At 70.7% G+C, this 13,743-nt stretch carries 5 protein-coding genes; all 5 read right to left on the reverse strand.

Annotation, left to right across the window (positions count from 1 at the left end; translation table 11 throughout):
• Positions 1–138: 138 nt before the first annotated feature.
• A complete protein-coding gene (locus ABZY45_RS15380) occupies positions 139–597 on the reverse strand; it encodes a hypothetical protein (RefSeq protein ID WP_356740054.1) in 459 nt (152 codons plus the stop codon).
• 173 nt (positions 598–770) lie between these two features.
• Positions 771–1,076 carry a hypothetical protein gene (locus ABZY45_RS15385; protein ID WP_356740056.1) on the reverse strand — a complete coding sequence of 102 codons (306 nt, stop codon included), beginning with the start codon at positions 1,074–1,076 and terminating at the stop codon, positions 771–773.
• Positions 1,070–7,978 carry a polymorphic toxin-type HINT domain-containing protein gene (locus ABZY45_RS15390; RefSeq protein WP_356740441.1) on the reverse strand — a complete coding sequence of 2,303 codons (6,909 nt, stop codon included), beginning with the start codon at positions 7,976–7,978 and terminating at the stop codon, positions 1,070–1,072. Before ABZY45_RS15390 ends, ABZY45_RS15385 begins: the two co-directional genes overlap by 7 nt.
• A gap of 219 nt (positions 7,979–8,197) precedes the next feature.
• Positions 8,198–12,454 carry a LamG domain-containing protein gene (locus tag ABZY45_RS15395; protein WP_356740058.1) on the reverse strand — a complete coding sequence of 1,419 codons (4,257 nt, stop codon included), beginning with the start codon at positions 12,452–12,454 and terminating at the stop codon, positions 8,198–8,200.
• 311 nt (positions 12,455–12,765) lie between these two features.
• Complete coding sequence (locus ABZY45_RS15400) at positions 12,766–13,710, reverse strand: LysR family transcriptional regulator (RefSeq protein WP_356740060.1); 945 nt, start codon at positions 13,708–13,710, stop codon at positions 12,766–12,768.
• Positions 13,711–13,743: the final 33 nt, after the last annotated feature.

The following is a 13,743-nucleotide window of genomic DNA, read 5'->3' on the forward strand; positions in this document are numbered from 1 at the left end:
ACCTTCGCACGTCCCGCACGCGTGATGTGGCCCCCTGGCTCCCCGCGTCTCGCACGGGTGGCCTGGCCCCCGGCTTCGCGCATTCGCGCACACGACCTGGCCCCCTGCTACGCGCACGGAGCAGGGGGCCGGGGCGTGTCAGACCGCGTCCGGCGGGAATCCGTGGTGCGCGCCGCCGGGTACGAGCACCCGCCAGGCCTCCATCGCGCCGGAGCAGTCGGGGAACACCGTGAGCCTGAAGCCGGGCGCCCAGGTCACGGTGAACTCCCCGGCCTCGCCGACGGTCACGGCGTCCACGGTGGGGCGCAGTTGCCCGAGTACCCCGTCGAGCGTGGCCGCACGGGCGTCGTACACCGTGCGGAACTCGTCGAAGGCGGTGGCTCCCGCTCCCTTCTGCGCGTATCTCATGTCGGCGGACCCGAGAACGGTCTTTCCCTCGTGCGCGATCCGGAAGGGGCACTGCACATGGACCATGACCTTCTCGCCCGCCGAGCCGGCGAACTCGATCACGCCCATGTCCGCGGCCCTTCCGACGGACCGGACCACAGCGCCCTCCAGGAGCGTGGTGATCGCGCCGGCCGGTGTCTCAGCAGCCACGGGACAACCTCCTTCCTACTTCGACGACGCGCCGGTGCCGTCACCCTGCCCCGGGTCCTCACCGGGTCCGGCCGAGCCCCAGAGAGGCACGGCACCCTCGGCCCAGGAAAGGGAAGCCGGGGATGCCGCGTCCGAGGCCGGGAGGTGGGCGGCCCCCTGCCGGCCTCGAACTCTCAAGGGCTGTCGGCTCCACCTTCTCCGCCCCGTGCCGACTGGTCGAGCCACTCGTCGAAGCTCTCGACCAGCGACGCCGTGACCGCGGTCGTCGGAGCCGAGGCCAAGGCGTCCCGGACCACTTCGACCGTCTCCCGATCCAGGTGGAGGGTGAGCCAGAGCATTGGGTCGACCAGCGTCGGCTCGATCCCCGCGCCCGACTGCCGGACCAGGCCGGCCAGCTCGACGGCGCGGCGCTCGTCGAGCCCCGGCATGTCGATGCTCCAGTAGGGGAAATCCGCTTCCTCGTCGTTGCCCATCAGCATCCGATCGCGGTCAGGAGAGCATCCGTCGTCGCGGTGCGCGTGGCCTTCTGGCCCAGTGCCTCCACCGATTTGGCGATCTTCCATGTTCCGCCGTTGTGCGAGCCGTCCCCGTTGCCGATGTCCTGCGTGATGAACGACTTCTTGTTGGTGAACACCAGCTGACCTCGCACCTTGTAGTTGGTCTTGGTGTAACCGAGATATTTCGCCAGGTCGGTCGCCTGCTTGTTGGTCAGTGGTTGGTTTCGCCCCTGCACCTGAGTGGGCAGCGGGTCGTCATTGTGCACCAGGACCGGTGCTTCGCCGGCGACCACGTAGTAGGTGTGGATGTCGTCGACCGTGAGGTCGTGCGTGCGCTGCCGCTGCTGATACGCCCGCGTGCTGTCGACCCTGACAGTGCTGCCGTCGGCGGCGCGCAGGGTCATGCCGGGCTTCAGCACGCCGGCGTCCACCCAGGCCCCCTCGGAGGGTGACCAGAAGGGGTGCGTCGTCGTGGCGCTCAGCGGGGCCGGAACCTCACCGTCCTCCCCGGTGACGGTGACGTCGACAAAGTGCTTGTCGTCCTCGGTCACGATGGTGGCGACGACCGCCCGCACGGTCGTCTCGCCGGTCGCGGGGTCGGTGACGACCACCTTGTCGCCGACGCCCACCTCTTCGATGGGCCTGGTCGAGCCATCCGCCATCAGGACACGGGTGCCCGGGACGAAACTGTGAAGCGCACCGGCCGCCAGGCATTCGATGGGAAGGACGTCTCCCTTCTTGATCCCGGCTTTGACGCTCTTGAAGACGACCTTTCCGGCCTTGCCCACCAGGCCCGTGGCCAGCGAGATCCCGACGTCGATCGCCGCCGCCTTGCAGGCGCTGCCCGATCCCCTGGCACAGCCGACGTAGTCGTCGACGCCCAGCACCTCCAGGATCCCGGGGCCGTCGCGGTCACCGAACCAGCCGAGTTCTCCGATCGCGTTGCAGAACTCGGACCCCGCGTTGCTCAGGCCTGTGCACTGCGTTGCCCGGGCCCAGTTCTGCAGGTTGTGCTCGTAGTCCAGTCGCTCGTGGTAATAGGGGAAAGTCTCGGCGAGTTCGGCCTGGGTCGGTATGTAGACGCCCTGGATGGTGATCGAGTCACCCTTGCGCTGGATGATGATCGGTTTCTTGCCGTAGGTGCCGTTCTTCCTGGCCTTCTTCGACATCGCGACAGCGGTGTCGTAGCAGGAGGAGATCCGCTGGCAGTTGTTGGAGCCGGGGCCGATGACGCCGTCGGTGTCACCCTCGACGCCGGCGCAGATGCCGTCCGCCCCGCCACCGGGCGCGCCGTGGATGCAGCCCAGACCGCTGGGGTCGCTGAAGGTGAGAGGGCTGTTGTTGCTGTAGGCGTATCCGTTGAGTGCCTGCGAATCCTCCGGCGTGAGCAGGGGGTCGACGGAGAGGAACCGGCCTGTTGCCGGATCGTACTCCCGGGCGCCGATGTGCTGCAGTCCTGTCGATTCGGAGTCGTCGGTCCCTCCGAGGAACCCGGCGGTGCCGGGCCAGTTGGCGGGTCGCGTGCCGCGGATGCCCCCGAACGGGAGCGTCCGCCGCTGGGTCAGTTGCTGGTTCGACTCCTCCACCGCCAGCTGGCCGGAGCCCTGGTGGTCGGCGAGGGTGAAGGAGACAGAGCCGTCGTCATCGATCACCGCCTGGTGGCCGCCTCCGAGATCGACCGTTCGGGTGGCCTCGGGCTCGGTGCTTCCCTTGGCCACGGTGATCTGTGTGGGGCCCAGGTAAAGGGTGGTCTCCGTCGCGGTGCGAGCGACGAGGCGGTTCCCGTCGGTGTCGTAGACGTACTCGGTGACCTCGTCCGCCTTGCCTTCCACGGGCTGGGTCACCTTGGCAAGATGACCTTCGGCATCCCATTCGAGCTTTTGGGAGGTGCCCGCGAGAGTACGCCGGTCGGTGTTGCCGGCCGGGTCGTAGCCGTAGGTGTCCTGCGCGGTGCCCGTCGGACCTGTCTGGGTGACCGAGGTGACACCGTGCGGACGCGGTTCCCCCGGCTCGGGATAGCCGTAAGTGCGTACGGTGTCCTTCGCCGTGTCACCGGTGACGTCGTGCAGCGTCTCGGTGAGCCGGTTGCCCACCTTGTCATAGGCGTACGAGTGCCAGTAGGGCGCGGGGCCGCCGACCGTGCCGCCGCCGGGGGCGGGAGCGCAGGTGGCCGTGGCCTGGGTCCAGGCGGTCGTCATCCGGCGCAGGTGGTCGTAACCGAAGCACTGGGTGTCGGTGCCGGACCGGGAGACGTCCGAGACGGAAAGGACATTGCCCGCCGCGTCGTAGCGGTAGGTGTCGTGACGGTCGACACCCGGAACGTCCTCCCGGTCCACGCGGGCGGTGGCAAGGCGCTGTGTGCCCCATTCGTAGGTGTTGGTGGCCCAGACCTTCTTGCCGCCGTCGTTGGAGAGCTCGAACTGCAGCGGCTTGCCGGTGAGGCTGTAGCTGGTGGTGGCGTCCAGGCCCTGGCTGCCGCTCAGGGCAGTGGGCCGCAGGGTCCGCTCGTCGTAGGTGAACGCAACCGTGGTGGCGGACAGCGCGCCTGCCGCAGGGAATCCGGTCGTACGGACGGAGCCGTCCACGTTGTAGGCGGTAGCCGACAGATAGGTACCGGCGAGTGCGCCCTCGCTGTCCGGCACGGTCAAGGTCGAGCGGAGCGTCCGGTACAGCCGGTCGTAGGCGACCACCTTGCTGGTGTATGCCTCACTGCCGACGTACCGCGTGGACTCCGCGACATGGCCCTTGGCTCCGCTGACCGTGTCGTAGACCCATGAGGCCCGCAGAGGACCGGCGGCGCTGTTCTCCCGCAGTTCGGTCTGGCGGCCGAGACCGTCGTAGGCGTAGTACAGGTCGGTCTCCCGGTCGTCCGAGGACGAGACGACCTGACCGTGGTCGTCGTACGTGCTCGAGCCGGCGCCCTTGTCCGGGTCGGTCGTCGCGGTGAGGCGGCCGAGCAGGTCGTAGGTGTAGGTCCAGGTGTTCCCGGCCGGGTCGGTGAGCTTCGAAAGCTCACCGCGCGAGTTGTAGGAATAGCGGGTCGAGTCGTATGCGGCGTCCGCGGACCGAGCGTGGTGCTGACGCAACTCCGTCGTCTGCCCGCGGGCATCCACGAGTGTGGTGGTCGCGGTGCCGCCCACAGGAGGGATGACCGTGGTGCGATCGCCGCCGTAGTCGGTGCGGGCGGTCCCGATCACCGTCCCGCCGTCGCCGTTCCCCGCGATCTGCGTGGTGACGGTGGGGCGGCCCAGACCGTCGTAGGTCACACGGGACTGAGTCTCGACCGCGAGTGCGTCCGTCGGCGTGAACAGCGTTCCCGAGGGCGCTCCGGTCGAGTAGTACGTCGCGAACGTCTTCGAGTTCAGGCCGCGCTCGTCGTAGAAGGCGTCCGACAGCAGCCGCCCGCCGTCCGGCCCGGGAGCCTGGACCTGGCGCTGCCGCAGGAAGCCGTCGTAAAGCGTGTAGGAGGCGATCTGTCCGCCGTTCGTGTTCAGCCCCTTCGTGACGACCGCCACCGGCTGTCCCTCGGTGATCAGGTAGCCGAACTCGTAGCTCGGCGACAGCGTGGTCTGCCGGTCGGCGAGCCAGACCTTGGAGGAGCGGCCCAGCGCGTCGTAGGTGAAGGTCGTGACCTTCCCGTTGGCGTCGGTCTGGGTAAGCGGCAGCCCGCGCAGTGGATCGTGGGTGGCCGAGCTGGTCAGGGCCGTCGTCGCGTCACCGGCCTTGGCCGGGGGCGTGGTCGTCGCCGTCTTCGTGACGAACCCCGCGGCGGGGGTGCGGACCGTGGTCGTGGTCCGCCCGTCGGTGCGCGCGGTGCGCACGGGAGCCGCCGTGCCCGTGACTGTGACGTTCGCGGTCAGGTCGGTGCTGGTCAGGACCCGGCCGTAGGAGTCGAAGGTCGCGCCGGACTCCAGGTAGGTGGCCGTGGTGCCGTCGTGCTTCTTCAGCAGGGCCGTGGCGGTGGCGTCCCCCTTGGTGGGAGCCGCGCCGTAGGCTCCGCCGTCGTATGCCGAGCGGACGTCGGCGATGACGTCCTTCGTCCGGTCGACGGTGTCGGCACACGCCTTCGACACGGTCTCGACCCGGGCGGGCAGCGTGAGGATGTTGGCGCTGTCGTTGGTGGCGTAGCTGGTGCGGGTGCAGCGGTTGTCCGTCGCGGTGGACTCGTCACCGCGGTCGTCGGTCTGGGTGACCCGCCCCGCCACGGTGTCGTAGGTGGAGGAGCTGGACGTGGTCCGCCAGGACGCTCCCGCTCCGTCGTCCAGGGACGTCCACGTAGTGGTGCGTCCGGTTCCCGTGAAGTTGGAGGTGATGGTGCCCCAGTCCCGGGTCCGCTTGCCCGTCTCGTGCCGCCAGGGGCGGTTGACGGTCTTGGTGAGGATCTTGCCGCCGCTGCCGGAGTAGGTGGCCGTCTTGTACGCGAAGCCGGCGAAGGCCTCGTGGTCGGTGATCGGGTCGCCTTCGTCGTCTCCGAGGGTCACCGCGACGTTCCTGGTGCCCCCGGACGGGGCCTCCCGGTCGCCGTCCATCCCGCGCAGGAAGAAGGAGTCGGTCTGCGACTTCATGGCGGCGTCGCCGCCCTGGCCGCCCGTCTTGACACGAACCTGCCCATAGCCCCGCCACTGGGACCACGTCTTGGACTTCTCCTTGGTCAGGCCGTCGTCGTCGTCGTAGTGCCAGGCGGCCGGACCCATGTACGTGTAGGCCGTTACCTGGTCGGGAGAGCCGCCGGTACGGTCGGTCGCCGTGACGGAGGTGACGACGTACTTGTTGAACCAGTGGATCTCGGGGTCGACGGTGGAGCTCCCGCCGATGTACTGCGGGAAGCAGCGCGTGGTGTTGCTCTGCGGGGTGGGCAGGGCGGACCAGTCGCACGCGGCGGCCGAGTAGTCGACATCGGTCTGGCCGCCGTACTCGTCCGCGATCGTGGAGAGCCGGTCCTTGATGAACGGCGCGTAGCCGTCACCGGTCCGGTCCAGCCGGTTCGCCAGCTGTGTGTAGGCGAACGTGGTCTTCGGGAGAGTGATCGCGGGGGTCGCGGTGTGGCCGGTGTGCTGGATCGAGTCGAGCAGCAACTGGTAGTCGATGTCCGCCGTCCCCCAGCGGTGGGCCAGCTTCCACGAGTCGGTCTTCTGGTAGGCGCCGGACGCGTCGCGGACCTGGGTGGTCACCTCCGCGAGGCGCTTGCGCGTCCAGAACGAGGGTGAGAGACGGCCCTGGTCGCAGTCCTTGCCCTGCTCGCAGTTGAGGTCGTAGGGCGTGTCGTACCAGTACGCGGAGTCGGTGCCGATGGACGAGCAGGTGGTGAGGGCGTCCGGCAGGCAGCGCTCGGCGTTGGCGAAGACCACCTTGGCGAGGGCGGGGGTGGTGTACATCGACGAGGACTTCAGGCCGTACTGGATCTCGTCGAGGTAGCCGCCGCGGGTGTAGCGCGTGTCGTCGGCGGCCTTGAGGTTGCGGCCGTAGGAGTTCTTCTCCTGGACGTAGGTGTAGGAGATGGCGTTGGCCCGGGGGTCGACCACGTAGTCGAGGTTCCAGCGCCACGCCTGCTGGCACCACGAGTCCGCGAACGCCGCCGCGTGGCAGGGCTCGCCCGAGTCGTCGCCGAAGACGGGGGCGGTCCACGTGGATTCCGTGGTCTTCTTCCCGTCGCTCCAGCCGGGCAGCCGGTTGTATCCGAAGTAGTACTGCACGCCTTCGGGGTCGGTCAGCCGCCAGTACTCGCCGTTGTCGTCACCGTTGCCCCGGTCCGTGGAGGTGAGCCGCGCGATCCGGGTTCCGTCGTCCTGGCGGAGCCTGAACTGGTCGGAGCCGAGGGGGACCAGCTCGCCGCCCTTGCCGTTGAAGCTGATGAACGCGTTGTCGTAGCCCCAGCAGAGGTCCCCGGGCTTCATGCCGTCGCTGTTCTCGACCCCGTCGTCCGCGCACGGCTTGTACCGGCGCTCGATATAGCCGGGCCACAGGTCGAAGCCGCTGCCGATCCAGGAGGACTGGTTGTTGGTCTCCCCGGTCCGGCCGTCGACGGACCCGGAGGAGTAGCCGAGACCGATGCTCGGCTTCAGCCCGCCCGGCACGTCGGGGACGGCCATCTCGTAGGACCAGGCGAAATCGCCCGTGTTGAGGTTGGTCTGCCAGGTGGCGGACGGGGAGAGCGGGGTGGCCTTGTAGTCGCCGGTGGCGGCCGTGTCGTCCGCAACCGCGGCCAGCACGGTGGTTCCCGAAGCGGCGACGCGGACGGCCGGGGCGGTGAGTGTGCCGCTCTCCGTGTCGTTCACCGTCTCGACCGGCGTACGGGTGCGGCACCGGGCCGCCTCGGGCGTGGTCAGTGCGCAGGCGGGGAGCTCGACCAGGGTCAGCCTCGAGCCGTAACCGCCGCCGTACGCCTGGGCGATCCGGCGGTAGTCGACCCGGACGAGCGCGGCCCCGTCGGTGAACTCCTCCCGGTCGGGGGTGAGCGCGAGGACCAGGCCGTCCACCTGGGCCCGCCGGGCCTGCTCGTGGCCGGCCATCCGGACCCGGACCCGGCCGGATGCGGACTCGGCGGCCACGGCTCTCCGGTCCGTCTTCGCCGCGTGCGCGGAGGATGCCTTGCTCCGGCCGACGTACACGGGCAGGCCACCGGCCTGTTCAGGTGCCGCCGCCTTCGCGCCCGCCGGGGCACGGCGTAGTGTCACGTCGGCGGAGCCCGCCGCCGGCCACGCGTCGCGGGGCGCGGTCCGAGGGGTGCGCGGCCCACGCTCCACGGTGCGCGCCTTGGCCTTCGGGGCGGCGGAACCGGCCACGGGCCGCTCCGTCTTCGGCAGCGCCGGCCGCCCGCGCCCGTCGTCGGCGACCGCTCCCGAGCCGTCGGGGGCGACGACGCCCTGGAGCAGCGTGGCGGTCATGACGACGGCGGAGGCCAGCGCGGCCCGGTGTCTCCACCGCACCGCCCATCCCTTTGATGACGAATGCCTCATTGATTCCCTCGGATCCGATCGCGCCCGGCCGCGCGGGACAAAACCCGGCGGCTCTGGGCGGTTGGCCTGGTGCATGGGTTCGGTGCGGCGGCAGCCGCGATGCGGTGCCGGACCGTGCCCGAGGCGACGGTCCGGCACCGTTTCCGGTCAGTCGGTGCCGGGCACCTCGGTGGCGACACCCGGCATGCCCAGCGACAGATGGGCGATCTGCGACTCGCTCAGGGCCCCTTGGAACGCCCACACGTCGTCGATCCCGCCCGCCCAGTGGTCGCCCACGGTGGAGCCGGCCTTGCTGCGGCCGAACTGCAGGGACTTGGTCGCGGTGAACGCGGGGGTGTTGGACGCCCAGGACACCTGCTCGCTGCACGCGGCGTCGTCCTGGCTGCCGTCGGCGTCGTCGTCGGCGCAGGCGACCTGTTCGAGCTGCCCGTTGACGTAGAGCAGTACCTGGTCGGCGAAACCGTCGTAGACCAGGGCCAGGTGGTTCCACTCGGTGGGGTCGTAGAACTGGCGGTTCTCCACGGTCACCGTGGTCGCCGTCGCGGAGTCGGCGCCCGGTAGCTGGATCTGCCAGCTTCCCGTGCCCGCCCCGGGGTCGGCCGCCGGCGCGTAGCGGACCGCGAACGCGCTCCTCGTGGCACCCTCGGCGCTGATCACGGTGGCCGGTCGGCCGGGTGCCGCCGCGGCCTGCGCCCAGGCGGTGACGGTGTAGCTGGCCCCGGTGTCCACCGGGACGCCCGTGGTGGACGCGTAGTCGTCGACGCCGTCGAGGAACAGTGCCGCGTCGTCGACCCAGCCCGGCCCGACGGCCGCCTGACCGCCCAGCGTCAGGGCAGGGGCCCCGCCGAGCGCGTTCGGCGAGACGGCGGGAGTGCCGGTGGCGGAGTCGAGGAGCCAGCGGGACTTGATCAGGGGGCGTTGCTTGAAGAGCTGACGTACCTCGTCGTCGGTGACGGTGCGGTCGTAGAGGCGGACATCGTCCAGGTTCCCCTGGAAGAAGTTGGCGACGCCGCTCGGGTATCCGGACGCGCCCAGGGTGAGCGAACCGGAGGCGAGCCAGGGGGTGGTGAAGGGCTGGGTGGCCTTCAGGCACCCGTTGACGTAGAGGCGGATCTGCTGGGCGTCGATGTCGTACACGCCGACCACGTGGGCCCACTCGCCCAGCGGGGCGATCGGGCACTTGGGGTCGCTGGTGGCGTTCTCCAGCGCGCGCACCAGGGTGGCGTCGCCGGTGTCGGCGGTGGCCCGCTGGAAGACCCAGCCGGTGCCGGTGTGGTAGAGCTCGAAGCCCCGGTTGGCGTCACCGCTCTGATGGGCGACCACCATGGCCCTGTTGGGTTTGTCCTTCGGCAGCCGGGCCCAGGCGGACACCGCGAAGCTCTGGTAGGTGTCCAGGAGGGGACGGCCGCTGGTGGCGTGGTCGTCGACTCCGTCGAGTTGCAGGCCCTTGCCGTCCACGCCCGTCGCGCCGCTCGTGGCTCCGCCCTTGAGCGTGGCGACCACCGGCTGGGCGCGGCCGGTCACCGCCGTGGCGGTGGCGTCCTCGTCCAGGGGCCAGGCCAGCTTGGCGGGACGGTTGGTGCTCACCGGCTGCTTGGAGTGCAGGCCGGCCACCTGGTCCGGTGAGAGCTGGTAGTCGAAGAGCTGTACCTCGTCCAGGTCGCCCTGGAAGAAGTTGCTCATCGTGCCGTAATGCCTGGCCGCCCCCAGGAGGGTGCTGCCGCGCGCGTCCCACGGGGACGTGAAGGGGGCCGTGCCGACCTGCTTTCCGTCGACGTACAGCCTCAGCTGCTGAGCGGGGTTGTCGAACACCCCGACCAGATGGGTCCAGACGCCGAGCCGCCCGCTCACGCACGCGGTGTCGCCGGCCGGGCAGGCGGGCTGGGCCGCGCGCACCGACGTGGCACCGGCGGAGTCGACGGAGTGGCGCAGGAAGACCCAGCCGCCCATCGCGCTGGAGTGGTAGATCTCGAACCCGCTCGTGTCGTGCCCCGCCTGGGACACGGCGACGGTCGCGGCGTCCGGCTTGTCCGTGGGCAGCTTGGCCCACAGCGACACGGAGAAGCTCTTGCCGGTGTTCAGCACGGGGGACACGGTCGCCCCGACGTCGTCCACCCCGTCGAGACGAAGCCCCTTGCCCGTGACGCCTTCGACGCCCGGCTGCGCGCCGCCCGTCAGGTCCGCCGGCCAGGCACCGCCCTCGCCCGCGACGCCGGTGGCTCCCGCGGGCTCGTCGAGGTCCCAGGTCAGCCGGTCCGGCTGGCCGGCCCGGACGCGGAACTGGTAGGTGCGGATCTCACTGCCGTTGCCCGCGGTGTCGAAGGCCTGCGCGGTGATGAAGTTGACACCGGGTCTGGTCGGCATGAATTTCAGGGACTTCGCACCCCCGCCGGACGTGGTCAGCGTGTGTGCGCTGCTCGGGTCGCCGTTGATGCCGAACCAGTACTTCGAGACGTCCGTGGAGGTGGAGTCGACAGTGAACGTGCCGTAGCGCCCCACTCCGTCCAGCCAGGGGTCCTGCGGGTCCTCCGGGTCGGAGGCGGGGTACTGCCCCGACGTGATGGACGGTCCGGCCGGTACGGAGGTGTCGTAGACGGTGTTGCACGCCGTCGCCGAGCCGACCCACGACCATGGCGACCACTGGGCGCTGTCGTTCGAACGGGCGGCCCAGCCGATGGTCTTGTTCTTCGGGAGCGTGCTGGGCAGCGACAGCGAGAAGTCGGAGCCCGATGCCTTGTAGGTGGAGGCGGCCGAGGTCCACCGGGTGGTGAAGCCCTTTCCGTCCCCGCTGTCCCAGGATGCCTGGAACTGCACCCGCACCCGGTCCTTGTCCGGGTCGGTAACGTCGTTCGCCCGCATCGTCGGCAGCGTCCGTACGCGCTTGGGCGCGCCGGGCTTGCCGCACGCGCCGCCCGGGTCCTGCGTCAGCTGCGAGGTCTTGATCTGCGCCGGAGGACGGTTGTAGTTGACCCGGAGAAAGGCGTCGTCGGAGAACCGCTTCCAGGTGTACATGTCGGACTCACTCGAGGCCCGCATCCCGAAGGTGAGGGTCGGCCACTTCCCGGCCGCGGCCTGTGCCACCACTGCCTTGACGTCGAACTCCGCGTCGGCGGCCGAGCAGCCGTCGTACCCGTAGGCGAAGCTTCGGGTCTCGATGTGATCCACCCAGAAGCCGGACGCGTTCTGCGAGTTCCAGGTGGTCGAGGAGTTGATCCCCTTGGTGCGCCACAGCTGGACCTCGCGCTTGTCGCAGGAGGCCGCGTGCGTCTCGCGCACCACGAACTCCGCCGACAGGATCGACTTGCCCGCGAACTGCGAGGTGGGGATCTGGTAGAAGAGCCGCTTGGTGTCGTACGGCTTGCAGTAGGCCCAGCCGCAGTACCCGAGGCCCGCGTCGGGGTCGCCGTTGAACTTCCACTGCGGTGAACTGGCCCAGTACTTGGAGGCCATCGTCCACGCCGTCGTCTTCGGCGAGTACCACTGCGGGTCGATGAACACCGGGTAGACCGTGTCCTCACCCGCCAGGACCTCCCGGTCCGGGGTGAGGATCAGTTCCTCTCCGCCGGCCGCCACCTCGACGCCCACGGCGGCCAGCTGCCCCGACTCCCCGGCGCCCGGCTCCTCCCCCGTCGCGGCGGCGGGCTCCTCGGCGGTGGACCGCGCGAGGCCGGCCGCCGGCGTGACGCCCGGGCTGGAGTCCCACATCATCGGCTCGGCGGCCTCGAAGACGGGTGTGCCCGCTCCGTCGTCGATGGCGGCCAGCCCGCCGTCCGCCGTCTCCCGCACGGTCATGCCGTCGGCGGCCAGGCCCATCCGCAGCTCGGCGAGCTCAGGGCTCTCGGCGGCCTCGGCGGATCTGACGACGAGCAGCTGCGTGAAGCCGTCCTCCTGGGCGCCGAGCCGCAGGTCCACATCCGGCAGGATGTCGGCGTACGTCGCGGTGTCGCCCTCCAGCGTCGGCTTCGGCACGTCCGCGGGCCAGGTGAACTCCAGCGTGCGGCCGGCGCGTTCCAGGCGCACCAGCGGTCCTTCTCCGCCCCCGGAGAAGGTGAGGCCCGCGGAGGCGGCCTTCGGTTCGACCGCCCCGTCGGCGGTCACGGCGAGGGTGGTGTCGATGGCCGCCCAGGCGCCGCCGACACGCGTACGGACCGGGCGCATGTACTCGCGCGCCTCGAAACGTCCCTCGGGCGTGGCGAACACGTCGCGGCTCTCGCCGCGCGCCGAGGTGACCTCCACCTTCTTGCCGGTGCGCAGGGCCTCGGCCAGCGCCTCGTCCTCGGACACCGGCGCCTCCCCGGCGGCCGCCACGGCGGAGCGCGGTGCCGCGAGCGGCGCCTCCGCCCTGGCCGGTGCGACGCCCGCCACAGCAGCCGTACCGGCCACCAGTGCGACGGCGAGCGCCAACGCCGCCGGTCCTCCCGCTCCCCCGCGTGCGCGGGCACGACGAAACATCCCCCAGCCCTCCCCAGAGCCCACAGAAAAAGGTCACAAGTTGTGACTGCCAAGTGACCGTAGGGACAGCGGCTGAACGCGTCCACCTGCGCAGATGGGTACATTCACCCGACACCTACACGCCGGACCCAAAAGTGAAAGTGACCTTCGTCTCATGGAAATCCGGCTGGGGACGACCGCCCGGACATGAGGTCAAGCAGAGGTGTCCGGCACATGAACCAGCTCGCGAGCGGCACATGAACGGGCCCGCGACCACCCACGTCTCAGCCGCGTGCCGGACCCGAGGGGTGTGCGGTCAGGGAGAGCAGATCGCGGGCCGGGCCGGACGGACGGTGCCCGGCGGGCCAGACGGCGCGCAGTTGCCGGCGGAGCCGGACGCCCGCGACGGGGATCTCGACGAGGCGCCTGGCCGACAGCTCCTCGGAGAGCGCCAGTTCGCTCAGCACGCAGGGGCCCGCGCCGCTCTCCGCCGCGCCCTTCACGGCAGTGGTGGAGGAGAGTTCGAGCAGCGGGCTCGCCAGCCCGCCGTGCACGGCGAGCGCCGCGTCCAGGACCTGGCGGGTGCCCGAACCGCGTTCGCGCAGGATCAGGGGGGACGCCGCGAGCTCGCCGGGGGTGAGTCGCGTACGCCGGCGGGCCCAGGGGTGGGACGGGGCGACCACGACGACGAGCCGGTCGTGCGCGATGACGGTGCCGTCGAGGCCTTCCGGCACGGAAAGCCCTTCGACGAAGCCGAGGTCGGCCTCGCCGGAGAGCAGCCGCTGGGCGACGACGGCCGAGTTCCCCGCGAGCAGGGAGACCGCCGTGTCCGGGCGGCCGGCGCGCAGGGCGATCAGCCAGCCCGGCAGCAGGTACTCCGCGATGGTCATGCTGGCCGCCACCCGCAGCCGGGAGTCCCGCCGGTCGCGGAGCGCCTGAGTGCCCGCGTCGAAGGCTTCGGCGGCCTCCACCACCCGGCGCGCCCAGTCGGTGACCAGGGCGCCCGCGTCGGTCAGCCGGGAGCCTCTCGGGGAACGGTCCAGCAGCGCGACCCCGAGCTGCCGCTCCATGGACCGGACACGGCTGGAGGCCGCCGGCTGGCTGATGCCGACCTCCCTCGCGGCCCGGCCCAGGCTCCCGTGCCGCGCGACGGCGAGCAGAAGCACCATGGCTCCCAGGTCGGGGACCCGGTGGGGCAGGGAGGAGGACGGAGGGACGGGGCTGGTCATAACCCCAGCTTATGGCCCCATAGCCGGGTGCTC

Origin of the sequence: Streptomyces sp. NPDC006516 (assembly GCF_040611875.1) — a bacterium.
Taxonomy (GTDB): domain Bacteria; phylum Actinomycetota; class Actinomycetes; order Streptomycetales; family Streptomycetaceae; genus Streptomyces.

Coding starts and splice junctions, on each gene's coding strand:
- ABZY45_RS15385 (WP_356740056.1), bottom strand. CDS start 1,076: ATGCTGATGGGCAACGACGAGGAAGCGGATTTCCCCTACTGGAGCATC.
- ABZY45_RS15390 (WP_356740441.1), bottom strand. CDS start 7,978: ATGACCGCCACGCTGCTCCAGGGCGTCGTCGCCCCCGACGGCTCGGGA.
- ABZY45_RS15400 (WP_356740060.1), bottom strand. CDS start 13,710: ATGACCAGCCCCGTCCCTCCGTCCTCCTCCCTGCCCCACCGGGTCCCC.